This window comes from Treponema vincentii F0403 (genome assembly GCF_000412995.1).
Taxonomy (GTDB): domain Bacteria; phylum Spirochaetota; class Spirochaetia; order Treponematales; family Treponemataceae; genus Treponema; species Treponema vincentii.
Window position 1 is genome coordinate 1,270,039 of sequence record NZ_KE332512.1, and the last position, 23,976, is coordinate 1,294,014.

The 23,976-nt window shown below is 47.4% G+C and carries 20 protein-coding genes and 1 tRNA gene; 11 read left to right on the forward strand and 10 right to left on the reverse strand.

Annotated elements, in window-relative coordinates:
* Positions 1-9 precede the first annotated feature (9 nt).
* The 4 genes from HMPREF1222_RS05710 to HMPREF1222_RS05725 form a co-directional block, all read right to left on the reverse strand.
* On the reverse strand, positions 10-684 hold the full coding sequence (locus HMPREF1222_RS05710; RefSeq protein ID WP_016518596.1) for a YkgJ family cysteine cluster protein: 675 nt from the start codon (positions 682-684) through the stop codon (positions 10-12).
* Positions 681-2,822, reverse strand: coding sequence for a methyl-accepting chemotaxis protein (locus HMPREF1222_RS05715; RefSeq protein WP_016518597.1), 2,142 nt, complete (start codon positions 2,820-2,822; stop codon positions 681-683). The genes HMPREF1222_RS05710 and HMPREF1222_RS05715 overlap by 4 nt, the downstream gene beginning before the upstream one ends.
* A 27-nt stretch (positions 2,823-2,849) precedes the next feature.
* A complete protein-coding gene (locus HMPREF1222_RS05720; RefSeq protein WP_006188672.1) occupies positions 2,850-3,503 on the reverse strand; it encodes a hypothetical protein in 654 nt (217 codons plus the stop codon).
* Between the two features lie 196 nt (positions 3,504-3,699).
* A complete protein-coding gene (locus tag HMPREF1222_RS05725) occupies positions 3,700-4,374 on the reverse strand; it encodes a DUF2259 domain-containing protein (RefSeq protein ID WP_016518598.1) in 675 nt (224 codons plus the stop codon).
* 270 nt (positions 4,375-4,644) lie between these two features.
* Between HMPREF1222_RS05725 and HMPREF1222_RS05730 the strand changes: the two genes are divergently transcribed.
* Positions 4,645-5,124: a Fur family transcriptional regulator gene (locus HMPREF1222_RS05730; protein WP_016518599.1), complete on the forward strand. Its 480-nt coding sequence runs from the start codon at positions 4,645-4,647 to the stop codon at positions 5,122-5,124.
* A 17-nt stretch (positions 5,125-5,141) separates the two neighbouring features.
* Here HMPREF1222_RS05730 and HMPREF1222_RS05735 read toward each other — a convergent pair whose 3' ends face one another.
* Complete coding sequence (locus HMPREF1222_RS05735; protein ID WP_016518600.1) at positions 5,142-7,529, reverse strand: ATP-binding protein; 2,388 nt, start codon at positions 7,527-7,529, stop codon at positions 5,142-5,144.
* A gap of 86 nt (positions 7,530-7,615) precedes the next feature.
* On the opposite strand from HMPREF1222_RS05735, the gene lspA reads away from it, so the two are divergent.
* Both lspA and HMPREF1222_RS05745 read left to right on the forward strand, forming a co-directional pair.
* Positions 7,616-8,161, forward strand: a complete 546-nt coding sequence (lspA, locus tag HMPREF1222_RS05740) for a signal peptidase II (protein ID WP_006188677.1) — start codon at positions 7,616-7,618, stop codon at positions 8,159-8,161.
* Position 8,162: 1 nt separating this feature from the next.
* Positions 8,163-8,396, forward strand: a complete 234-nt coding sequence (locus tag HMPREF1222_RS05745; RefSeq protein ID WP_006188678.1) for a hypothetical protein — start codon at positions 8,163-8,165, stop codon at positions 8,394-8,396.
* Positions 8,397-8,413: 17 nt separating this feature from the next.
* Here HMPREF1222_RS05745 and HMPREF1222_RS05750 read toward each other — a convergent pair whose 3' ends face one another.
* On the reverse strand, positions 8,414-10,072 hold the full coding sequence (locus HMPREF1222_RS05750) for a hypothetical protein (protein ID WP_016518601.1): 1,659 nt from the start codon (positions 10,070-10,072) through the stop codon (positions 8,414-8,416).
* Positions 10,073-10,107: 35 nt separating this feature from the next.
* A tRNA-Ala gene (locus tag HMPREF1222_RS05755) sits at positions 10,108-10,181 on the reverse strand.
* A 138-nt stretch (positions 10,182-10,319) separates the two neighbouring features.
* On the opposite strand from HMPREF1222_RS05755, the gene HMPREF1222_RS05760 reads away from it, so the two are divergent.
* From HMPREF1222_RS05760 to HMPREF1222_RS05790, 7 genes are all read left to right on the forward strand, one after another.
* A complete protein-coding gene (locus tag HMPREF1222_RS05760; protein ID WP_006188680.1) occupies positions 10,320-10,718 on the forward strand; it encodes a hypothetical protein in 399 nt (132 codons plus the stop codon).
* Positions 10,719-10,721: 3 nt separating this feature from the next.
* Positions 10,722-11,114: a (deoxy)nucleoside triphosphate pyrophosphohydrolase gene (locus HMPREF1222_RS05765; protein ID WP_006188681.1), complete on the forward strand. Its 393-nt coding sequence runs from the start codon at positions 10,722-10,724 to the stop codon at positions 11,112-11,114.
* Between the two features lie 2 nt (positions 11,115-11,116).
* Entirely contained in the window at positions 11,117-11,503 is a 387-nt protein-coding gene (locus HMPREF1222_RS05770) for a hypothetical protein (protein ID WP_232502090.1), read from the forward strand.
* A 112-nt stretch (positions 11,504-11,615) separates the two neighbouring features.
* Entirely contained in the window at positions 11,616-12,818 is a 1,203-nt protein-coding gene (locus HMPREF1222_RS05775; RefSeq protein ID WP_016518602.1) for a coenzyme F420-0:L-glutamate ligase, read from the forward strand.
* Between the two features lie 269 nt (positions 12,819-13,087).
* Positions 13,088-13,612 carry a signal peptidase I gene (gene lepB / locus HMPREF1222_RS05780; protein ID WP_081636880.1) on the forward strand — a complete coding sequence of 175 codons (525 nt, stop codon included), beginning with the start codon at positions 13,088-13,090 and terminating at the stop codon, positions 13,610-13,612.
* Entirely contained in the window at positions 13,603-15,480 is a 1,878-nt protein-coding gene (locus HMPREF1222_RS05785; protein WP_016518604.1) for a penicillin-binding protein, read from the forward strand. Before lepB ends, HMPREF1222_RS05785 begins: the two co-directional genes overlap by 10 nt.
* Entirely contained in the window at positions 15,461-17,401 is a 1,941-nt protein-coding gene (locus tag HMPREF1222_RS05790; RefSeq protein ID WP_016518605.1) for a motility associated factor glycosyltransferase family protein, read from the forward strand. The genes HMPREF1222_RS05785 and HMPREF1222_RS05790 overlap by 20 nt, the downstream gene beginning before the upstream one ends.
* A gap of 327 nt (positions 17,402-17,728) precedes the next feature.
* Here HMPREF1222_RS05790 and HMPREF1222_RS05795 read toward each other — a convergent pair whose 3' ends face one another.
* A complete protein-coding gene (locus HMPREF1222_RS05795; protein ID WP_016518606.1) occupies positions 17,729-18,562 on the reverse strand; it encodes a hypothetical protein in 834 nt (277 codons plus the stop codon).
* A gap of 86 nt (positions 18,563-18,648) precedes the next feature.
* On the opposite strand from HMPREF1222_RS05795, the gene HMPREF1222_RS05800 reads away from it, so the two are divergent.
* Positions 18,649-19,818, forward strand: coding sequence for an HD-GYP domain-containing protein (locus HMPREF1222_RS05800; protein ID WP_016518607.1), 1,170 nt, complete (start codon positions 18,649-18,651; stop codon positions 19,816-19,818).
* 18 nt (positions 19,819-19,836) lie between these two features.
* On the opposite strand, the gene HMPREF1222_RS05805 is transcribed toward HMPREF1222_RS05800, so the two are convergent.
* Positions 19,837-22,272, reverse strand: coding sequence for an endonuclease MutS2 (locus tag HMPREF1222_RS05805; RefSeq protein ID WP_016518608.1), 2,436 nt, complete (start codon positions 22,270-22,272; stop codon positions 19,837-19,839).
* A 16-nt stretch (positions 22,273-22,288) separates the two neighbouring features.
* Positions 22,289-23,974 (reverse strand): glycoside hydrolase family 3 protein, encoded by a 1,686-nt coding sequence (locus tag HMPREF1222_RS05810; RefSeq protein WP_016518609.1) that lies wholly within the window; start codon positions 23,972-23,974, stop codon positions 22,289-22,291.
* Positions 23,975-23,976 lie beyond the last annotated feature (2 nt).

Genomic DNA, 23,976 nt, shown 5'->3' on the forward strand with positions numbered 1-23,976 from the left:
ACGGTACCGCTAGGCGCTCAACGGACGCGGCGAAGGACAATCCGGTTCGGGCGGCGTTATAAAGCGCAGCACCATTTTCAGTTTTCTAATTGCAGCGGGGAGCGCAATCCGCAGCGGACGGGGATGCGTATCATCGGGGTTTAATGCCAAGAGCGCCGATGACGCGGCGCCCATATACGGCGGAACAGCACCGAATAAGCGCATCATCTCTTCCTCTCCGTATTGCCGCCCTGTTTGCGCAGCTTGAGCATCGAAGGTTTTATCCGCAGGCTGCATGTATTTACACGGCTTCCAGCGGATGAGGCCGTCTTTGCCGTGATCACCGGAAAAGCCGAAAAGCCTGCATATCAAACATCTGCCTCCGTATACCGTGCAGTGATACGGACTATCGGGGTCAAATAGAATGCAGCCGTCTCGATGGGCAAAATATTCACCGTTCATTTCGGCAATACGGTCAGCCCGCTCGTTCTGATTTTCCAGCATCCACGCTGCAAGATATAAGGCCTCGGCCTCGTATACTTCCGGCTCAAAGTGAACGCAACAGCTGCCGCATCCGTCAGGGCACTGCATCGGGCTTTTTTCTTTCCATGTTTGCTGGTCTGCTTCTATGCCGTTATACAGCGAGTCAACCGCTGCCAAAACATCATAGATAACGGTGCCTGTAAATTTTGCCGCTTCTATCATACCTTAAATTCTTTCACCTTATTTACCAATATTCCGATACTCTCTTTGTTTTTTTGTACCAGATCATTTACTTCTACGACGGCATTATTTATTTGAATGGCGCCGGCAGACATTTCATCCATGCTATTGGTAATAACCTGCGTCAATCCATCCAGTTTATTCATCTCCCGTGCAACTTCTCCGCTGCCCGAAAGCATTTCCGACGAACCGGACTGCACCGTATTGGTGGAAGTGTTAATATCTTTAATTGCAACAAGAACTTCCTTGTTCGCGTTCATCTGTTCTACCATGGAGCGCGTAATAAAATCTTCCTGATCGGAAATTTGAGTGGCAAGTTCATATACTTTCTCAAAAGTCTTTTCGGCGCCGTCGCCGGCAGCTATCAAAGTATGGATAATTTCGATAGATTCTTTCAAAACGCCGCCGATTTGTTTTCCTTGTTCGTTTGATTCTTCTGCAAGCTTGCGGATTTCGTCGGCAACAACCGCGAACCCCTTTCCGGTCTCTCCCGCATGTGCCGCTTCTATAGCGGCATTCATTGCAAGCAAGTTTGTCTGACTTGCAATATTCTGAATAATGACGCTCGCCTCCAACAGGGCATCGGAGCGCTCCGCTATTTGTTTAACTACCGAGTTTGCCGTTTTTGCACCGTTTTTCCCGTCAATCGTCATCGAATACATCTCTTTTATCAAATTGTTGTTTTTTTCCAGCGTTTGGGTGATGGTAGTGATATTCGCCGCCATTTCTTCCACCGAAGACGAAGACTGCGAAACGGCGCCCGCTTGCACCGCTATTTCACGGTCAAGCTGCTGAATTTGTTCGATAATATTTTCGACGACATTACCGGTTTTTTGGACGCTTTCTGCTTGGGTTTTTGCTTGCCTCTTAATGCTTTCCACATTTGCACTGATTTCATTTATCGCGCTCGCCGTTTCGGCCATATTATTGAAAAGATCGTCCCCTACATGCTGCATCGTTTTCGATTCACGAATCAGCGAATTAACCATAGCGGCAACTTTATCCATTGTCGTATTAAAATCGATCATCAAACTGCCGATTTCATCATTTTTCTTAATAAAAAACCGTCCGGTAAGGTCTCCTGCCGCCATTTTTGTAAAGATGAGTTGAAGCTTCCGCAGATATCCCTTTAGCCGTTTTGAAAACAAAAAAATAAGCCAGAAAAATATAATGAGCATTCCCGTTCCGACTGCCGTCATACTAATAACGATCCGGTAAAAACTTTCCAGTATCTCATTATTCTGAATCAGTATTGCTATCTTCCATCCCAGTTCATCAATTGAGAAAACACGAAGCCGCCATCTGACATTATCGATCGTAACAACTTCCGTCTCCTCGCCGGCATTTTGAAAAATTTCAAGATATTGGCTGCCGCTGTTATCCAGCTTTGTAAATACTAAATCCCTATGCATCGGATCGGCCAAAATAGTACCGTCGTTTTGGAATAACATAACGTATCCCGTCCTTCCCACTTTCAGAGAATCGATAAACGACGTTAGTTGATCCAACTTTACCTCAACGCTTACACACCCAATAAACTCCCTGTCCGGTGATAACACACGCCGAGAAAAACAGATAACAGGAACACCTATCGTAGACATATATGCAGGCGTTACAATTGTATCACCGCCGGCGGTTTCGGCTTGTTGGTACCATATACGTTTTCGCGGGTCAAACCCGGCGCGTACGGTATCATCCCAAGAACTGACAAATCCTCCCCACTTTGATCCGAAAAAAACTTGCGCAATATCGGAATATCCGTTATAAATACGCTTAAAAAGCGTTACCATCTCTTGCTCCATTTCTCCCTTAGATACGTTTTTCAATAGGATATCTTGTTTTGAAGCTGTATAATTATTGAGATTTGTATCGGCAACTTGCACAGTAGGATGTTCGGCAAGCATTTTCACTGTGTTTTTATTATTCTGCATGAACAGCATAACGGTTTGTTCAATAAGCGAAAATTGCTGAGCCGAAGTCTGATCATATTGCCTTATGTTAACCTGATATACTTGAATACCGATTATAGAACAGGCGCCTATTATCAAAATACACAACGAGACTATACCGATAAGCAAAATTTTAAAACGCAGGGACACTCCCTTTCTCTTACTGTCCATTATTTTTCTCCTCAAAATATATTAACACTACTTTCCAAAGAGTCCGCGCTGTCCGGCTTTAATCCATTTGCCGGGCATACGCGATAATGCCGGTTGATTTATTTGTGCTGCCAGCCATTCGATATAAAGCGCATTGTCTTCACCTTCAAGACGGACAAGCATTGTTTGCAAAAGGGCATTTTCTTCCTGCGCAAGCGAAGCCGTACTTGCTTCTGCCATCCGCACAAATGCCCCCGAAGCGGCAGCAACCGGAATATTCCCGCACGAGCCGGAAACATCACGGTGTACAAAAATTAATTTTCCCGATTTTTTATGGATAAAGTAACGCATGAGCGTATATGCCAGCTGCATGTTTGCGGTAATCAGCTCCGTAACAATCTTATCGGTATGCAGCACGCCGCTGTTGGAATAAAGTTCGGCGTATGCCTGCCCGTCAAAGATCAGCAGAGCGGTTTCTACATTCAACTGTAAATTTTTAAATTGAAGCGGCAAGGATTGCAGCGAAAACGCAGACTGACGGTTCCACAGTATCACCGGCCCTATCGCATTTTCCGGTTTTTTTTCCTTTATCCGTTCGGAATCTGAGGTAACAATTACCCGCTGACCCTGTACCCGTAAAAAATCAACAAGACTTAACGAAAAATTTAAACGATCATCTGTTATCAGTATATCGGAACTCATAATGCCCTAGTATATACCGAATAAATAAAAATTTGAATAGCGGGGCAGCCTTTTGTCTCAGGGTAAACGCATTGGTCAGTTTTTTTAGATGTAACTACGAAGTTTAAAACCAAATCATTGCTGTGCAAAGACTTGATTTTAAACTTCGCCGGGGATGGCTGAAAAGTAACCGGTTTTTAAGACATTCCCCGCTTTGTTATTCGATAAAAGCAGTTTCAACCATATAGCGGAATGAATCGCCTGCAGCGGAATATTCTTTTTTTTCAATGACAAAAACTATAGCACGAGAGGTGTCATCCATCAATATTTTCTTGACGGCATAATTCTTAACACCGCTTCTTACATAATCAGGCCGGCCGACCTCTTTTTTTACCTTGGTTCCATTCGGTTTTGTCTTCTCTACCGTTAAATAAAAAGAACTGTCGGTTTTCGATTTTTGCGTTGTATTCAATATAACTGTGTATTCGTCGCTTGTTTGAAAGTCGCGGAAAAACAGCGTCTGGTTTCCTTCCGTCGATTCGGTTTGTGCGTAAAGAACCCTACCCTGCCGCGTTTCGGAAATTCCCCATTTACTGAGCGAAACCTGAGCTCTATTTTGCAGCGCAAGGAAGGTCGATTTACTTTCTTTTCCTTCAGTTTGCTTTGAAGGAGATGTCCTAAAAATACCGTTCTGCAAAAAGCTATTGCTGCCCACATCAACTGCGTAAATTTCGGCATACGCGCGGTAGGTTTTATCCTGTAGGCCGTACTGACCGAAAGCAAACTTTGTTCCGTCTACCGAAAAACCTAAATTAACAAAATTAGCAAGATCGCCGGCATAAACGGCGGCAGCAAAGGCTGCCATGATAATTATGGTATAAAGTTTTCGCATAATAACTCCTGCGCGTAAAAGATCCATGAATAATGTGTCTAAAATGCCGATTAAAGCTTGGGGAAATATATAATCAGCATCTTTCTATCCTTTTATCGGAATATACGCAGCAAACTTTATATCAGAACCGCTCCGAGGTCTTTCAAAAAAATGTGTTCTTTTATATAATCGAAGCGTTGTATTTAGGCATTCCTTAATTTAGGAATGATATTATTTAGGAAATGGCAAAAAAGTAACCGACTGTTGAGGCATACACGGGACACAAAAAGTATGGAAAATCCGCTTGTTACAAAAAAGCTGCGCAAGACAAAAGCGCGGAATCTGATTATCGGTATTTTATCTCAAGATAAAGATAGAGCTTTTTCTGCAGAAGAGCTGCATGAAGCCTGCGGCGCCGATCTGCAAATCGACTTATCGACAGTGTACCGCACGATGCATACGCTTGCCGAATCCGGCTTTGTAACAAAAAGCATACACCCCGACGGTAAAGCGTACTTTCAGCTTGCTTCCCGGCAGGGGACGGAGCATCACCACAGGATTGTGTGCAGCCGCTGCAAGGCTTCGGCCGACATAGCCGTCTGTCCGCTTCATGATTTGGAAGACCAAATCTTATCCGAAACAGGTTTTACGATGACCTCACACAGTATAGAGCTTACCGGCCTGTGCCCCGCCTGTAAAGCTGAAGAAGAAGCCGAAGCGCAGGCGTTTCTGCAAGGAACGCCGCAAATTAAATCTAAGGGGAACCTCTAGCTTCCGGCGGATCGGTTTTAAATTAACTTATTTTTTTGTGCCGCAGCGTAGAGTTTTGCATTCCACACATTACGGAAAATAAATTTATCCCGCACAGTGTTTTCCGTCATCATATCCATACAATTTTGTAACGCTTTAAACGAACGGCTTAAATATCCGTTTGCCGTATCCGAAGTACTCCCCTCTCTGCGGAGAATGGCATCATAGCAAAGATATGCATATATGGAAGCATACATATCGGAGTGGCGGAGAGCCTCCCGTGCGGTATCTTCAAGCACTTGCAGATATGTTTGAGCAGAATCCTCCAACAATTCCGCAGCAAGACGGAAACGGTAATAGCTGTCCATTGCGGTATAAAATATCTCCATCACCGGCCGGCTGTACAAATGTCCCCAAACCAAATCTTCTGCAAGCGCGAAACCGCTTTGATACGGTTCAACCGGTGCAGTTATTATTTCGGAAGCAGCTTGTATTTGCGAACGTTCATCCCTGAAAATCGGAGCCAATAAAAATGATTCGATTAAAAACAAAAGTGCATCGGGCGATTTATCCAAATTCGCAATGAATACCGGCTGAGCTTTGCCCGTTTGCCCTTTTTGAGACAATGTCCTTGCGTACCAAATTCTGCAAAGCGGAATCCATTCTTGAAAGTGCTTCGACGCCGCTTTTTCCGCTTCTTGGAATAAAAGCTCCGCCTTACCGTAATCTCCTAATTGCAACGCAACCCTTCCCTGCATAAAAAGGCACGGTATCTTTTTAGGCTCCTCAAAATAATCCTCCGATGCCTGTAAGAGACGGTCTAAAAAACCGGAGACAGCATGCAAATTATTCTGCAAAAAGCAGCTAATACCGAGGTTAAACAGTGCTTCGCAGATAAATCGGCTGTCGTTAAGCGATTCGGCAATATCAAGCGCATATTGGAAATATGTTACCGCATCTTCTATTTTATTTTGAGACAGATGCAGAAACGCAATACAAGAAAGCGCTCTGTATTCACCTGCGGGGAACGTATGTTTTTGAACCGAGCTGACGGCTTTTTTTACCGCGTGCACCGCTTCGTTAATATTTTTTTGTTTACTGATTTTTAATGCCTTTTGATAACTTTCAAGAGCACCGAAAAAGACTGCATTCTTAAAGGAACCGATATCGATCTGAGGAATTTCTTTATCCGAATATTTATGGAAGAAATAATGCAGCATAAACTGATCTTGCGGCTCAAATTGCAGCGCATAAAAAATATCTTTTAGGTTCTCGTCGGGACACAGCATTCCCTTCTTATATTTATCCCATAAAAAATCAGCTATATACGGTTTTACCTTCTCTCTTTCAGCTCCAAGTTTTTGTTCCAATAGATCAACGGCACCTTTACTTGCCGAATATATATCATCTTTCACTGCAGTGATACCGGCAGCATACATCCATTCGTATAAATTCGTAATAAACGACGTGCTTTTATGCAGCGAAAGGAAAAATTCTTGTAGCTCATCCTCAAAAATAAACGAGGAACCGTATATTGTCAGATACGCAAGCTGTAAAAAGTCCAACGATAAACCGTCAAGCTGCATTGACTTTTCCGGCATACGCTCGGTATGCGCACGAATAGGGAGCACGTTTAACAGCCGATTAGCTTCTTCGGCATTTTCCTCGGTATATATAACCGTTAGTTCGGTAATATGAGCGCTTTTTTCAAAAACGCGGAAGTACAGCTGTGTGTATAATAAAAAAGCATCGATAAAGTAATCGGGATAATCCGAACAAAATCGATTCCGGCGGAAATAATACTGCACGTGCTTTGTCTTATCAAATTGCGCTCTTTCGCTGTCCGAAAGGACTTCCGCTACGGCTTGGCCGGTAACAGGATGCAACAGCATAAAATGGTACAGCGCATGCAGCCATGTAACGGTACCCGTTAGATAGATGCTGCACGGCTTTTCCGCAGATTCACCGTTAATCGTTTTCGGTACGATAAACTCAGCGCTGTAGTAGAGTTTGATTTTCGATACATATTCAAACCGGATATAGGATTGCAAAAGCCGCTCCGCTTCCGGGGAGGCAAAAAAGCTGCGGTTCGGCACAAGTATACTTCTATAGGCAGCAAAATGATCGGTAATGGTATCTTCCGAATCCGTTTCGCCGCAGCAATCGATAATAACCCGATAGTCTACAATCCGCCTTCTATAGACACGCAGCAGATCGGCCAAGTTCTGTAAAAATAAATTGGCGGAAAAGACCGGGGCAAGTTCGCTGCTGCTAAAGCAATAGATAGAAGCACAGGAAATCTTAAATGAAGTTGCCCCGTTTGCTTCGGCCGATTCCGCAACGGCATTAAAGAGTTTTTGTATTTCAAACGGCGCAATTCTCAACAGCTGCCGTTCATAAGGAATTTCAAAATAAACACAAAGCATAATAACCTTCCTTAATAGGTATCGGCTTTTTTGCCGTTCCGATAAAGTTTGTAGACCTTTCGGAAAAATTCGATTATACTGTGCCGATGAATATTAAAACCAAACGGGATTACTTTTTGCCGCTTATACTCATCTTTGCGGTTATTGCTCTTGATCAATTCACTAAATGGCTGATTATAAAATCGATTGCCCCGTGGTCTGTCGGCGCTTCTTTTTTCGGCGGCCTCTTACGGATTGTCTGTGTGTACAATACCGGCGCCGCATTCAGTTTAGGAAGCGGACTGTCTTCCGTTATGCGCTTTATCGTAATGGCCTGTATTCCTGCCTTTTTTATCGCCGGCATTTGCATTGTCTATTTTAAATCGGAATTTTCCCGGCTGCAGCGCTGGTTTTTAAGCGGCATTATAGGCGGCGGAATAAGCAATTTACTCGATCGGTTTTTTAGAGCGGAAGGAGTTGTGGATTTTATCGATGTTAAATTTTTCGGTATTTTCGGTTTGGAACGCTGGCCTACCTTTAATATTGCAGATGCTGCCATCGTCGTATGCGCTTTCGGCTTATTGATTGCTATTTTCATTCAAGAACGAAAAGGAAAAAAGAAAAACCGAAGTACAGGCAAAAGCGGGGAATAACATGCGGAATATTATTCTTTTTTTAATTATCGGAACATTGGTAACCCTTGTTCTCATCATCGGCTGCAGCGCGATATGTGCCGGAATTATTATTTTGCTGGCAAAATTAATTAGTGCAAGTATTTTAGCGGCGCTTCCTTTCTCGGTTATTGCAGGAATCGTCTTATCATTCTTATTTTACGGTAAGATTATGAAGAAAATAATGAATAAGTATGGATTAAACAATAAAAAATAAACTGCGGCAGACAGGCATTAATAACCGTCGGACATCTGGCGGTTCAGGTCTTTCTGGCACAGCTCTTGATAAACGGGCGCCCGATTTTTCAGCTCTTCTTTAACAGCCTTGCTGAACGGCATATAACGCCAAAATACATTGCGTACTTCCCTATCCAGTTTCTGTATGCCTTCGCTTTCTTTCGTCATCCAGATTAGGTAGTCTTCGATAAAGTATTCTTTTACATCGCCTTTCAGCTTTTGAGCCTGGAACCATTGATAGTAATTACCGGTTAGACCTTCTTCCATCCAATAGTATGAAGCTTTTTCTTTTGCAACCTGCCAGCGGAGATCGGCAGTAGCCGTTAAAAGTGCATTTTTTAAATTTTTTGTATACATCGGAATTGCAATGCGTCCGCGGCTGGTTACGCGGTTATACCGGTCAAAGGGTTCCCAACAAAAACCTATATCTCCGTAAGAGGGGATAAGGACAACAAACGGCGGTATTCTGTTTAGCTGCGAACGGTATTGGCGGCAATACGCTTCACAGTCGATGCTTTCAATCCAGCGCATAATTTCCAATACATTTTCCCGAATACCGATTTCGTTCGGCGTACAATGGAAAAACTCACGTGATAAAATAGGAAAGTGGTTTCCTTGCCGGCCGCAGGTCATCTTAACCATTTGCCGGACGGTTTCAAGCTCGGTATTTACATCCGAAACATTCAATTCACCATCGCCGCTTACCTCAATTTTTTCTTTCAACGAGCGTACATCCTCGTCTACACGGTGATATTCGGCCAAGAAATTGGTCAACTCTTTATCCAGTGCGAGGATACGCCGCAGACTGTCGCCCAGATCGCTTACATTGCGTTTTTGTATTTCGGTAAACGGAGCTTTTATCCCTGCAAAACCGGCAAGGCTATCGTGCACGAACAACTCGTGGATTTGGTTCTTTACCAATTCTTCCGCGCTTGACCGTTCATCGGATTTCGCACGGAGCAGGTTTTCCGCACTTTGCAATTTTCCCTGCGCCTTACTAAGAAGCTGTTGAAAATGGGTCGAAATATTCTTTTGCTTTGTCCGTACCTCATCGGTAGAAGAAGGATTGATTAAGCCGATTGCAATATCATGGAACCATTCATCCAGATAATAAATGGGTTCATTGTAGGGATTTTCATCGATAATCTTTGCAAACGTATCTTTCTGTTCGGCAGTCAAAAGCGTCGGTAAAATAAGCCCGTAACGAAGCGCATATTTTTTTTCTATTGCAGCTTCGTCCGTCGTCAATTTTAATACAAGTACGGAAATAAACTGCCAATAATTTGTAACAAGCTGTTGCCGGTATACGGTACGGTCTTTTTGGTCGCGGGTAGTAAGATATTTAGTAAGCGTATTATGCAAGCGCTGGGAAGCTTCACCGCAGTTTTTTAATACTTTTTTATAAAAATCAGCCGAATCAAAATAGGTGTGCGGAGCGTCATTATAGAAACGCTCAACTTTGGGGAAAGCTTTAACGGTTAGGTCAACTCTCGCAGGACTCGGTTCCAAGCTGCCGGATGCTTCCGGAGAGGCGGATAGAATAATGTCATCGCTTATATCATCAAAAAGATCAAGATGAGGAGAGGAAGGAGAAGGCGCAACAGGAATATCTTCCAATAAGGCTGCAAGATCAGGGTCAAGAGTTGATATATCCATACGCGGTTCTTTGCCTACCTTCTTTTTATTTTATCTGGAGGTGAGGGGAATTGAACCCCTGACCTCTTGCATGCCATGCAAGCGCTCTAGCCAACTGAGCTACACCCCCGAAAGGTAACGAATCGATTATGAAGTAATTTTCATTTTAGGTCAACCCCTCAATTTACTGCCGGCAAATTACGAATTGCTTTTTTTTATAAAATAAAGTATCCTAACAAAGACGCCATTATGCGTTACGGGGGCAAACATGTTACCATTCTATTATCTTTCCGTTACCACAAACCTCATGATGGGGGGGATTCTAATCCTGTCTGCAAAGGACAAAGAGGAATTTAACATAAAATATCCGCTTTTAAACGATCCGACTTTTTTGTTGGTGCTTCTGATTTTTTCGGGAATTTCTGCAGTGTTTAAACTACTCAGTCCCGTTGGAGGGTCTGTCCCGCTGGTCGGCGATATTATCCCTGCCCTTTCCGGCCTATTCGGCGGCGTCGTATTCTTTGACCGCTGGCTTAAAGCCTCAGAAAATCAAATGACGCTGCCTCCATTCCTTGCCCCTATTCTGAACTTTGAACAGCCGATCGGCATCTTCTGCCTGTTTGCCGGTATTACTCACCTGCTCTTCTCGCAGGTATTGTTCTTATAGCCTATGCGTGAATCGGTAGTGGGTATTGTCCGGAAGAATAATAAGTTCCTGCTCGGCTTGCGGACACCCGGCGGCGATGTCGGAGAGCATTGGGAATTTCCCGGAGGAAAGTGTGAGGCAGGAGAAACGCATCAGCAAGCGTTAATCCGCGAATATGAAGAAGAACTTGCAGTAGGTATATCCGTCGGCAAGTTTATCGCACATAAGCATTTTCAAAACGACCGCCGTAATTTTGATCTTTTTGCCTACGAGGTAATTCTTCCGGAGGAACAGAACTGTGTTTCTTCCGTACATTCGGAATTAAAGTGGTTCTCGATTGACGAGCTGTCCGGCATTCCGATGGTTCCGTCGGATGCACTATTCATCCCTGAGCTGCGGAAATTTTATCAGTTATAATCGTGAAAAATACCAAAAGAAACGGAAACTCCGCACCACTATGGAAGATTGCTGCAGTGTGCGTTTTATTCGGCTTGGCTGCCTGTACGCGGCATGTAAGTTTGGATTCGATTGCGCTGCCGCCCGATTCTGCCGTAAATGACGCCGACCGGTTTGCCGTTATCACCGAAACATATATCTCATTAAAGGATACGCCCGGTGCAAACGGCATTATCGTCAATCATGCGCGGCGGAAAGAAATATACGAAGTAACGGGGACGGAATTCGTTTCAAAAGATTCGGAGAGCGAACTGTGGGTACACCTCAGCGGAGGCTGGCTTCAACGTTCGTGTGTAGAATTGTATCCGAGCATGGCAAAGGCCGCAACGGCCGCCGCTCGGTTAAAATAAAAAGCACCGCTAAAACTGCAAGCCTATCGGCTTGTTCTGTAAGGAAATTCATTACGTCATCCGCTTTGCGGACTGCGGATCAATTTTTGGCGGCGCAGGAGGAAGAGAGATTATGCCTCAGAAGGTTGGAACGGTTTCGCGGGGGCTGATAGCGCCTATTGTACATGCGGGGGATGATATTGCGGCAATTGCGGTAGATACGCTCTTGTCGGCGGCAGAGGCGGAGGGTTTTTCCATTCACGATCGGGATATTCTTGCCGTAACGGAATCCGTTGTGGCCCGGTCTCAAGGGAATTATGCTTCTACCGATCAGATCGCCGCCGATATACGGGAAAAATTCGGAAGCGAACACATCGGCTTGGTGTTTCCGATTTTGAGCAGAAACCGTTTTGCAATCTGTTTGGAAGGTATCGCAAAGGCGGGAAACCGGCTAACGCTCGTGCTAAGCTATCCTTCCGACGAGGTGGGGAACCGGCTGATGAATCCCGATGCCGGAAAAGCGGAATCGGTAAACCCGTGGCTGGATTCCTTTACGGCAGAGGAGTTTACACAGCGCTTCGGGTCGTACAAGCATCCCTTTACCGGCATCGATTATATCGCTTTTTATAACTCGATCATCAAAAAATACAATTCACAATCTTCCATTATGCTCGCAAATGATCCGTGCGCCGTTCTTTCCGCAACAAAGAACGTGCTCGCCTGCGACATTCATACGCGGGAAGACACAAAGTGGCGTTTAAAGGAGCACGGCGCCGTCCGCGTATACGGCCTTGATGACATACTTGCCAAACCGGTTAAGGGCAGCGGATACAACAGCAAGTACGGGCTGCTCGGCTCGAATAAGGCCACGGAAGATTCCATAAAGCTCTTCCCGAATAATTGCCAAGCCTTGGTGGAAAAAATTCAACTCATGCTTAAAGAGAAAACCGGCAAAACGGTTGAGGTGATGGTATACGGCGACGGCGCGTTTAAAGACCCCGTCGGAAAAATTTGGGAGCTTGCCGACCCCGTCGTGTCGCCGGGCTTTACCGCAGGATTATCCGGCACACCGCATGAGGTAAAACTAAAGTACCTTGCCGACAACAACTTTAAAAACTTATCCGGCAAAGAACAGTACCAAGCGATGATAAACTATATCAGCGAGCATAAGAAAAATGCCTTATCGTCGCAGATCGACGAAAGCGAAGCGCAGGGAACAACACCCCGCCAATTAACCGATCTGATCGGTTCCTTGTGCGACCTTACTTCCGGCAGCGGCGACAAAGGTACCCCGATTATCTTTATTCAAGGTTACTTTAATAAGTTCGGCGAATGAGTCAAAGGCAGATTGTCTCCCTTCTGTGCGAAATTTTACTTAAAATTTCGCATATTTTTCCGGTAAATGGGTAAACGCATCAGGTAGAGTAGATATAAATCGCGGAAAAATTGAGACTGTGAGACCATTTGAACCGCGAAGAGGTTCAACTCTGGTCGAATAGTCTCAATTTTTCCGCGGGGTTGTTAAAAAAACGGCCTGATGCGTTTACCCTGATTGCCTGTTGCTCCCCGCTGGAAAAAATCTTCTTTTTTTGCTATGTTTAGCCGGTGAAAAGAAAAATCCTGCGCTTCCTTATTTTTATAGGATGCGTTCTCTTTTTAAAAAGTTATGCTTTAGAAATACGGCGGATTTCGGGGCATTCGATGGAGCCGGCTCTTTCCGATGGGCAATTTGTTGTTATATGGAAATTGGCTTATGGAATTCCCCTTCCTGCTACGAACCGGTATCTTTGCCGGTGGAAAATGCCGCAAACGGGAGACACCGTGCTTTATCATATAGACGGCCGATATGTTGTAAAGCGGTGCGTAAAAACGGAGAATGCGGCACTGCATTTTATCACGGCGCCGCAGGAAGCACAGGGGGATTATGCAGCCCTTCGATTGGATAACAGGACGGTCGCGCTTAACCGCGTACAGTTTAGGAATCTCGGAGGATTCTTACCGGAAAACGAGCAGCGGGTTCCTGACGGTTTTATTTTAGCGCTTGGCGATAATGCAGCGCAATCTCGCGACTCCCGCGATTACGGGTTCGTCTCCGTCGATAGTATCTGCGGTCGATTACTATGGAACTAAATCATTTTATTTCTAAAAAACGCATTATTGTTTTTGCCGGCCTGTTACTCATCTTTACCGGCTTACTCGTTGCAAAGTATGCGTGCGCAATGCTTGGGGAAGAACCCGAAGTACGCACGGTTACAAAGGCACGCGAACGGGGCGCAATTTTAGATAGGAACGGAAAAATTTTAGCTGCGGCGACCACGCTCTATAATCTTTCGGCAAATAAAACCCTGATCGGGGATCTCAATCAGCTCGTTAACGTTCTTGCTCCGATTCTTGACATTTCGGAATCCGAGCTGCTGAATAAAATTCAAGATTCCAAATCAAATTTTTTATACTTAAAGAAAAAATTAAGCGAAAATGAAAAAGATATTGTAAAAGATGCAATACAGGAATACGGATTAAAAGGATTACGGCTTGAGACGGTAGCAAACCGTATTTATCCTGAAAATGCGCTTGCGTCGACGCTGATCGGTTATCTTGGGGATGACGGAAAAGGATTGACCGGCATCGAATACTCTCTGCAAAACATCCTTTCTCCGCCTGAAGGTACCGTCGATGCCGGAAGGAACGGGTACACAGTCGCTTTAACGATAGATGCTTCCATTCAATATATGCTGCAGCAGATAGCGGAACGGACGATGAAAAGCGCAAAGGCGGAGGCGGTTATTTTTCTTGCTGCCGATGCAAAGACGGGAGAAATTCTCGCATATATCAGCGAACCTTCGGTCGATTTAGCTCGTTTTTCTTCCAGCACCCAAGAAGAACGGTTTGACCGCCCCGCGTATTTTATCTATGAACCGGGTTCCGTTTTTAAGATTTTTTCGATAGCCTCTTTTTTAGAGCTTGGTACGACAAAGGATACCGATGTTTATACCTGTGATGCTCAATTTATTTTTAGACCGCGGCAGCTGAATGACAAAAAAGACCAAAATGTGATCCGCTGCTTGCGGGTACACGGCCAAGTAACGCCGCGGGATATTATCAAATTTTCCTGCAACGACGGAATGGCGCAGATTGCCGACAAAACCGATGCCGCCGCCTTTGCAGAAAAACTGCGGGCTTTCGGGTTCGGAAAAAAGACAGGTCTTGAGCTACCCGGAGAAGCGGCGGGGATTTTTGCACCGGTGTCGTCATGGTCTGCCCGTACTAAGCATACCATCGCAATAGGGCAGGAAATCGGCGTTACCTCCTTGCAAATTGTGCAGGCCGCAACAGCCTTTACCAATAAGGGAAAAACCTTAAAGCTGAGTCTGCTGTCCGAAATTTTCGATTCGGCAGGCAAGCCGGTGTATCGGCACAAACCTAAGCCGCTGGAACAGGTCATTTCCGCAAACACGGCAAAAACGGTGCTCGACTATATGCAGACCGCCGCCGATGACGGCACCGGTTTCCGCGCTTCGATTAAAGGAGTTCCCATCGCAGTTAAAACCGGTACGGCTCAAATGGCGCAAGCGGACGGACGCGGCTACAGCTCTACCGACTATTTAAGCAGCTGTATCGGTATTTTCCCCGTCGACGATCCGCAGGTTATCCTGTATATGGCGGTTATCCGCCCCGTCGGGGAAACCTACGGTTCGTTAGTCGCCGCGCCGGCTATCTCGGAAGCCGCAAACGCAATCATCGACTACCGCGGTATGGGACGCACCAATGCGCCGAACGTAACGCACACGGGTATTATTCAATCCCATCGCCAAACACCGGTAACCGTCGGCAATACGATGCCTAATTTAATCGGCACGCCGAAGCGGCTCCTCCTCGAGCTGTTAAACAGAACCGATATTACGGTTAAGCTGACCGGCGACGGCTATGTAACAGCCCAGAGCCCGGCGGCGGGGACACCTATCGCAAAAGGAATGATCATTGAACTCAGCCTCGAATAGCGGCGCGGCTTCTACCGGCATCCCTTTTGCGGTTGACCGCGGAACGTTTCTCCGGAATTGCAGCAGCTTTACCGCCCGCTTTCCCGAACAGGCGGCGAGGCTTGGGCTTGATAAGCCTGAATCCGCCCTGCAGCGTTTACAAGCGCTTCCGCCCGAATACCGCCTTTTACCAGCGAAGGCACGGGGGATGGAACATACGGCGACGCTGACGGTAAGGGGCGGTTTTCTGCATTCCAAATATAACCCGCAGGAAGAAGCCCGCCGCATCCTCGGCTCCGAATTTTTCCAAACCGCAGAGGTGCGGAACCGCTGTATTTTTGCGGGGCTCGGTTTAGGCTACCTTGCTTCGCAGTATATTGAGCATTTCCCCGCCGCCGAAGCGGTAATTATTGAAGCCGATTGCAATGTTTTTCTTTGCTTTTTAGCCGCCCGCCGGCTCGATTCTTTTTTCCGGCACCGGAAGCTCAGCCTCCTAATAGGCACGCAGCCGGAAGAGGCCGCGTCGTTTCTTGCCTCGACGGGCTGGAATAGCAGCATACTGTTTAAAGCCGCCGTTTCCATCGAAGCGTACAAGCAATGGTACGAAGCGTTTTTCGTGCTGCTTGAGCGGAATAAAATGAAAAACAGCATCAATGCCAAAACGCTGGAACGCTTCGGTACGCTGTGGTTAAAAAATACGGTTAAAAACCTGAGTACGCTTTGTACGGCGGCGAAGATCGGCTGTTTTAAAAACGCCTTTCCCGATGCAGCTGCCGCCGTACTTGCCGGCGGGCCGAGTTTAACCGCCCATCTTGAGCTGATTAAAAAAAGCGGCATGGATTTTTTGATTATCGCAGTGGATACGGCGCTGCGGGCCTGTCTGCGGGCGGGAATTACACCCGACTTTGTCCTCAGCTTTGACCCCCAGTATTGGAACTACCTGCACACCGCCGGATTGGATACGGGTAAATCGCTTTTAATCAGCGAGGCGGCGGTTTTTCCGGCCGTACTCCGGCAGCAGAGCCGCGCCGTGTTTCTTTCCAATTCTTCTTCGCCCTTTGCCCGCTACCTTGAAGGCAAGGGACAAAACGAAGCCGGCGATGCGGACTGCACGCTTGCGGCCGGGGGGTCCGTTGCAACGACTGCGTGGGATTTTGCGCGGTATATCGGTGCAAACCCTGTTATCATGGCGGGGCTGGACTTAGCCTACCCCAACAAGCAAACGCACTTTGCAGGCAGTACCTTTGAAGAAGCCGCGCATACCCGCTCCACCCGCCTTGCCCCCGCAGAGCAGGCGAATTTTAATAGCTTATATTCGGCGTTTCCTTCGCTGCACAAAGATTACGCCGGAGGTACGGTGCTGACCGACCGCCGGATGCTGCTCTATGCGTGGTGGTTTGAAAGCGCGCTTGCAAAATATCCCGAAGTTAAAACTTTTAACCTGATGCCGCACGGGGTTTTTATACCCGGAATGCCTGCCTGCTCTGCGGAAGACTTTGCCGGTTTGACGGCCGGCGGCCTCCCGCGCACCGCCATCGAGGAGCGGCTTCAGACGATTGTACATAATGCGTATTCCCAAGCGTTTTTAGACGGCTGCGGTGCGCGGGAGCGGCAGTTAGCCGCTTCGGTCAATGCAATGACCGAAGGAGCCGCCGCCCTTGCAGCACAAGCGGAAAAAGCCGAGGCACTGTGCCGCCGCTTAGCGGAATGCAGCTCCGGCAGTGCAGAACACATAGCAGAACAAGCTGCGCTCATTACGCAGCTCAACAAAATAGATGAAGAAATTAAAAACGGCTTTGCAAAAGATTTAGTTGCAGTGCTCTTTTTTAACGATGAAAACAGCGCTGACGGAAGTTTACCGCCTATCGCTGCTGCAGAAAAAGTGTACGGAAGGATCCGGCAGATGGCGCTGCAGGTATGCACGATATTTAAAAACCGGTAAAAAAGGGCATTTCTAAAAACTCGGTTAGATTTTTAAAGATTCCCAAAGATTTTTCTAAATGTTTTAAAACAGCTGCCGACAATGAACATAGAGCGGGACATTAAACGGCGGTATCAACATCCAGACGCCGTTTCTTATACACCCGAAAACAAGGGCGGTTTGATGCTGTTGATCAAGCCGTCCTTTTTTTTGCAAATATACGGGGCATCTGCGTTGTCGCTACGCCGAAATAAATGCTCGACGTACACCAAGTACGCCTCCGCTTTATTTCGGCTAGGCTCCTAGCAGCTGTACCGTCTATTTGCAAAAGCGCTGGATATGGCATATCTACTTCGTTGCCTTGATGTCATCTTCCTTAAAGAGCCAAATCAGTGCGTCATCGATTGCTTTTGTGAGGACAAGCACATGAATGTTTTGTTTTTCTTTCTGTATATATTTTTTCCAGTGCTGCAAGGAACGTCTTTTTAGCTCGTGTTTTTGTACTTTAATCCGTTTATCCGCCTCATCCTTATCGATGCCGAGATACGTATAGAGCCCGCAGGCCATAAAATAAACGCCGAGCAAGCGGACAAGCGGTTCGTGTTCCGTTTCCAGCATAAGGGAGAACTTTTCCGCAGCTTCGCGGTACCGTTTCAGCATCTGAGCCGCAAAAGCGTCATAAAACGGAATCCAAGGAGAAACTTCATGAGGTTGTACAACAATACGAGCCATAAACTCGGCAAGGCCTTGATAATCGCTTGAAAGCAGCTTCGCCGCGGCAAAGCGGGAAGCAAACGTTTTAATATATTCGGGTTTGTTATCTTCGAGTACCCGTTCAAGCCGTCTTAATATTTCAAAATCTCCCAGTAAAATACTGATTTCACACAACAGCCGTACTTTTTTAGCGGTAAGATGATGTTTTTCAAAAATTTCCGTTTCCAAATAGAGAGACAGCGCAGGCCAATCTTCGGATTCAAGGATGGTTATCAGCTTCCAGTTGGTTATAAAAAAAATATTCATTCCCACAAAGAGAATCAGAAAAAAAAGTATGAATATCCAGTAGTTTTTAAAAAAATTGCCGATAAATTCAGTACCGGCGGTAAAGAATGAAAAAGAAAGCACTGTAAAGAAGATGGTTAACAGAACAGCATTGAATATAATAATAAGCACTTTTAATTTCATTCAAAATCTCCTATAATCTATAAATCTATATCAATGGTGCGAAAATTTTTGATCACATATTCAGTGTACTACAGGAGCGTATTTAAGTGAATACATTGAAACTTTTAGAGTTAGCCCCTCCCGTATATTTTACGGAGGATGTGTACATTGATAAAAAGTTTTTGTTGTTTACTCAGGGAAGCTGTTTTACGGATGAATTGAAAAGACTCCTCTCTGAATGGCAATTTACGCTTCTTTATACGAAAGGGAGCGTTACCGAAGAATCTCCGCAAAAAGAGGATAAAGGCGCCGGCAAGACCGATGCGGACGGTAAAATGCAAGACCTTGCCGAACAGAAACTTTCGGGAGAGTTGGTAGAAAAGACCTATAAAAGATTTTATGATTTTACGGACGAAGTATATAGCACATACCGCAACAAACAGTCGCTCAATACCGAAAAAATAATTGCGAAAATGAAGGAGCTGTGTGCCTTTGTACAGGAAAACCGGCAGGCGGTACTTATTCTGCAATCCATTATGCCTTATAACGTGGATAATTTTCTTGTTACCCATTCGCTGCGTTCGGCGGTTTTCGCCATCGTAGTCGGTATGGAACTTAAAATGCAGAATCATCAGCTGGTGGAGTTGGCGACCGCCGCCTTGATGCACGAAATAGGCCTTATCCATATTGCAGAAGACATTTATTCCAGAGCGGGAGAACTGTCGGACGAAGAAAAAAAATATCTCCATGTTCATCCGGTGCTCTCGTGTAAAATATTAAAGAAAGCGAAATTCCCGCTGCCGGTTTGTCTCGGTACGCTCGATCACCATGAGCGGGAAAACGGTACGGGCTATCCTCAACGGCTAACCGGTGAAAAAATTTCTCTTTACGGAAAGATTATTGCGGTTGCCTGTTCTTATGAGGCGATGACCGGCGAACGTAAGTATAAAAAAGCGGAAGACCCCGCAACGGGATTACTGAACGTTTTAAGGCGGGAGCCTTCGCAATATGATGAAGAGGTCTTGAAAGCGCTTTTGAATGCTTTGTCGTTTTTCCCGATCGGCAGCTTTGTGTATCTTTCAAACAATGCCGTTGCACAGGTAATCGACAACAATTCGGAAGATCCCCGCTTCCCTATCGTACGCGTTATCGACCGGTCTGCAAAAGGAGCTTTTTCGGAAGCAATCCGTACCGCTATGGACGGCATTAGAATTATGCGACCCGCACGTAAAGAAGAATGGATTGCCGCCCTTAGTAAGGGTAAAAAGGAAGCGTAATTTTCCCCGCGCTGCGTACTAGCGTAAGCGCACAATAGTTTTACCGGTGCCGCCGTGTTCGGGGCGGGCGAAAAAGAATTCCGCGACATACGGAGCTGCGGCAAGTTTTTCCTGTACCATTGTTTGCAGCACCCCGTTTCCTTTTCCGTGTACAATCGAAAATTCCTGCATATTGTGCATCAAGGCAAGATCGAGCTGATTTTGCAAGTGCTTTTCCGCTTCGTCAAGCCGCATACCTAATAGGCGCAGCTCAAGTTCGGGGCGGCTTTCCTTATGCAGCTCCGCCTCTACCACAACCTGCGGTGTACGCAGCGGTGCGGCGGCCGGGCTTAGCGGTTCAAGTTTATCGGCAGGAAAGGTCATCTTAACGGTATCGACCGCCACCAGCCAGTTCTTTTTTTCTTTCCGGATAATAACGCCGCGCCGGTGCAGGTGGGGGATAAGCACTTCCATACCTTCTGTAAGCGCTTCGTTTGTTGAGGCGCTTGCAGGAACACCGGTCGCAGACATACCGTTTGCGGGTTTCCCGTGCGCCTGTTCCCGATTCCGCAGCGCTTGCTCCATGCCGGAAAGTTCCTGCTGCTCATTGCCGATCTCCGTCTGCTCCTCCGCAAGCGTTTGTTCAAAGCCTGCAAAAAACTGCTTCAGCTTACTCGTCTTTTCGTGCGTCAGCTCCCCTTCTTGAATTTCCCGGACGAGGTTTTCTATCTCGTTGCGCTTTTGCTCGAAGAGGTCATTCAAGCGTTTATACCCTTGAGAGCGGAGGTGCAGCTCTTTTTGGCGGAGCTTGAGGGCGTTTAAATCGAAGCGGCGCTGCTTTTCCGTAAGCGCCTTTTCCGCCTCTTCTTTTTCCCGCTCAAAGACTGCGAGCTGCTCATGCTTTTCCATCAGCCCCTTGATAAGGGCGGCGGCATCGGCGGAACTGTCCGCCATGTAAGCGCGGGCGGCTCTGATAACTTCGGCGGGCAACCCGTTTTTTTCCGCAATATCGACGGCGCGGCTTTCGCCGGGTATGCCCATCAGTATCCGGTACGAGGGGCGGAGCGTCGCTTCGTCAAATGAAACGGAGGCGTTCACGCAGCCGCGTTTCCGGTACGCATAGTTTTTTAACACACCGTGATGGCTTGTTACAAAGACGCGCGAGCGGCGGGCAAACAGCTCATCCAAAATCGCCATGGCGAGCGCGCCGCCCTCTTGAGGGTCGGTACCGCTGCCGAGTTCGTCAAGCAGAATGAGGCTTTTCTCATCCGCCGCCTCCAATAGCCCCCCGACCGTGCGCATGTATGCGGAAAAGGTGGAAAGCGAGCGCTCGAGCGACTGTTCATCCCCGATGGCGCAGCCGACATACCGGAATACCGGAATCCGCGTGTCTTCCCCTGCGAGTACCGGCCAGCCGGTTTGGTTTAATAGAACAAAGAGGGCGGCGGTCTTTAAGCTGACGGTCTTACCGCCGGTGTTCGGCCCCGTGATAATCAGTATCCGCTCGTCCGCCGCCAGTTTAAGGTCGATAGGCACTGCCGCCGCGCCGAGCAGCGGATGCCGTGCCGCCTGCAAATAAAAGTATTGAGAGCTTCCCGTATCGGGCACAAAGACTCCGTTTTCGGAATATGCCCAGCGGGCAGCGGCGGCGGCACAATCCAGCTCCGACACACACTCATATACCCGTTCAAGCGGATCCGCTTCCGCCGCGAGCTTTGCGCTGATGTTCAGCAGCAGGCGGTGCAGCTCCTGCTCATACTCAGCCTGCGCCCGCATCAATTCGTTATTGCGCAGCACGATGCTTTCCGGTTCAAGGTAAAAACTCTGCCCCGACTGCGAGTATTCGTGGATAATGCCCTTAATCCGCCCCTTAAAGTTGGAACGCACCGCGATAACCTGCCTGCCGTTCCGCAGTACGGGCGCAGGAGTCTGCAGCATCCCCTTGGTAGACTCGTCGGTGCAGTAGCTCCGCATGGTTTTTTCGATATCGGCCTCGATACGCCGCATCTTTTTTTGAATCGCCGTAAGCGTAGGAATGTCCCGCAGCGCTCCGTTTTTGTCGATAAACGAAAACACCGCCTGCTCGGTTTGTGGAAGCGGCGGCATCGATTCGATGAGCCTACAGGCGGCGCTCTCCGGCTTCTTTTGTTTTGCAGCCCAAGCCTTCAGCTCATCAATCTGCAGCGCCAAAAGCCCCGCCGCATAGAGTTCTTCTACGGTAAGGCAGACCCCTGCGGTGTGCAGCTGTTTTAACACGGAATCGAGCGGCGGGATGTTTTTAATCGGGAGCGGTTCGTCAGCCTGCAAAAAACCGAGAATATCCCGTCCAAGCTCCTTTGCTGCCGCAATTTCCGCCGCATCCTGCAGCGGCCGTTTCTGCAAGCACCGTTCACGCGCTTGCTCCGATTTGCAGTAGCCTGCGATAATCTCCGCAATGCGGAAAAATTCTAAAACCTCAAATGTATGCGGTGTCATTAAACTTCCTGATTTATTAATTGATCCCGTCGAGCGGGAGATGCCCCTGCGGTTTAAAATCGCCGAGCAAGGCGGCAAAGCCTGCGGTAAACGAAACCGGCGCATAGCTGTAAAGGGCAAGCGCGGACGGGATTTCGGGAATGCCCGACAGAAATACCGGCGAAAGGCAGGAGAAAATAATATACCGTTTTTGGGGATAGGTCTTATAGAGCTGCTGTAAAAGTTGGAGCGATGAATCGTTTGAAAGACAGAAGATAACGGTATCGCTTGCGGCGGTCTTGGTAAAAATGCCGTCCGACAGGTTGCTGGTTCGGGCGGCGGGAAAGCGTTTTAAGCCTGCCTGTAAAAACGCGGGATATGCCCCTGCGAGCAATATCTTTTCCCCGGTTTTTGCCGTGTACGGAATGTATTTACCCCGGACAACGGTAATCGCCCGCGCTGCAAGGGAAAGAAAAAAGGCCTGCCCTTCGGCATCGGGCAGCTTTTCGGTAACGGCATACACGTCCGGGTACAGCGGAACCGCATTGCCGCTTTTAAAATACCTCAGCTTTGTTTCGATAATTCTCCGCGCGGCGTCTTTAACCCTCAGCCTAAATGCTTCGTTTGTCTGCATCCGCTGTAAATTTTCAGTCCAAAAGGCATCGTAGAGGCGCGGCGTAGTGGAAGATTCGATAATATCGTTTCCTGCCTCAAGGGCGAGCTGTACCGCTTTAGCCACCGTACCCGCATAGCGGATGGCGCCGTGCATCATCATGTCGTCGGTGATAATCAAGCCTTTAAACCCGAGCTGCCCGCGCAGTACGGTTTGCAGCAAATACGGAGAAAACGAGGCGGGCTCCCCGTGCTCGGATACGGCGGGAAAGTTGAGGTGTCCGGTCATAATCGCCGGTACATCCGCATCGATAAGATATTGGAACGGAACGAGTTCGCGGTTATAAAACGTCTCTTTGGAGATGGCAATACTCGGCAGCTTTCCGTGGCTGTCAAGCGCGGTATCTCCGTGGCCGGGAAAATGCTTGGCCGTAGTGAGCACGCCGGCTTTATTGCTGCCTTGCATAAAGGCGCGGGCTAAAATTCCCGCCGCCTCCGGCGATTGCCCGAAGGAGCGGGGCCCGATAATAGAAGATTCATGGTTGGTATAGAGGTCTACCGTCGGCGCAAAATTGAGGTTAATCCCAAGCGCCGACAGTTCGCGGCCGATATAAAAACCTTCGTAGTAAGCGTCAATAGGGTAACCGGAGGCGCCGATGGCAAGGTTCCCGGGCGTTTCCGACGTGCGGCCTTTAACGTGGCGTATCCAGCCGCCCTCCTGATCAGTTGCGACAAAGAGCGGAATACGAAAGCGGGTACCGTTGGCTTTTTTCTGCAAAAGACTGACAGCCTTTGCAAGTTCAACGCTGTCTTCGGTGTTCCAGCCGAATATCTTGATGCTGCCGAGGCTCCGCTCGGTAATCCAGTTCATCAAAAGGTCGGTAGGAGCCTGTCCCGCCCATCCGAACATGAACGTTTGGGACAATAGCTCGTCATCGGTCATAGCCTCCGTAATCCGGCCGGCAAGTTCCACGGCGGGTACGGAGTCGTAAAAGTCGGGCAGCGTTTTAAGCCCGCCGGTTTGAGCTTGAGCATTCAGTTGTATCTTGAACTGCGGTAAAACCAGCAGCGCGGCGCCGAATAGGACGGCGGCAAAATACTTACGATGCAAAG

Bases quoted from the DNA above. Each gene is read 5' to 3' on its own strand.
- HMPREF1222_RS05765 (WP_006188681.1), top strand. From the start codon at position 10,722: ATGCGTGAATCGGTAGTGGGTATTGTCCGGAAGAATAATAAGTTCCTG.
- HMPREF1222_RS05725 (WP_016518598.1), bottom strand. From the start codon at position 4,374: ATGCGAAAACTTTATACCATAATTATCATGGCAGCCTTTGCTGCCGCC.
- HMPREF1222_RS05805 (WP_016518608.1), bottom strand. From the start codon at position 22,272: ATGACACCGCATACATTTGAGGTTTTAGAATTTTTCCGCATTGCGGAG.
- HMPREF1222_RS05715 (WP_016518597.1), bottom strand. From the start codon at position 2,822: ATGGACAGTAAGAGAAAGGGAGTGTCCCTGCGTTTTAAAATTTTGCTT.
- HMPREF1222_RS05795 (WP_016518606.1), bottom strand. From the start codon at position 18,562: ATGAAATTAAAAGTGCTTATTATTATATTCAATGCTGTTCTGTTAACC.
- HMPREF1222_RS05745 (WP_006188678.1), top strand. From the start codon at position 8,163: ATGCGGAATATTATTCTTTTTTTAATTATCGGAACATTGGTAACCCTT.
- HMPREF1222_RS05760 (WP_006188680.1), top strand. From the start codon at position 10,320: ATGTTACCATTCTATTATCTTTCCGTTACCACAAACCTCATGATGGGG.
- HMPREF1222_RS05710 (WP_016518596.1), bottom strand. From the start codon at position 684: ATGATAGAAGCGGCAAAATTTACAGGCACCGTTATCTATGATGTTTTG.
- HMPREF1222_RS05750 (WP_016518601.1), bottom strand. From the start codon at position 10,072: ATGGATATATCAACTCTTGACCCTGATCTTGCAGCCTTATTGGAAGAT.
- HMPREF1222_RS05775 (WP_016518602.1), top strand. From the start codon at position 11,616: ATGCCTCAGAAGGTTGGAACGGTTTCGCGGGGGCTGATAGCGCCTATT.
- HMPREF1222_RS05730 (WP_016518599.1), top strand. From the start codon at position 4,645: ATGGAAAATCCGCTTGTTACAAAAAAGCTGCGCAAGACAAAAGCGCGG.
- HMPREF1222_RS05735 (WP_016518600.1), bottom strand. From the start codon at position 7,529: ATGCTTTGTGTTTATTTTGAAATTCCTTATGAACGGCAGCTGTTGAGA.
- lspA (WP_006188677.1), top strand. From the start codon at position 7,616: ATGAATATTAAAACCAAACGGGATTACTTTTTGCCGCTTATACTCATC.
- HMPREF1222_RS05785 (WP_016518604.1), top strand. From the start codon at position 13,603: ATGGAACTAAATCATTTTATTTCTAAAAAACGCATTATTGTTTTTGCC.
- HMPREF1222_RS05720 (WP_006188672.1), bottom strand. From the start codon at position 3,503: ATGAGTTCCGATATACTGATAACAGATGATCGTTTAAATTTTTCGTTA.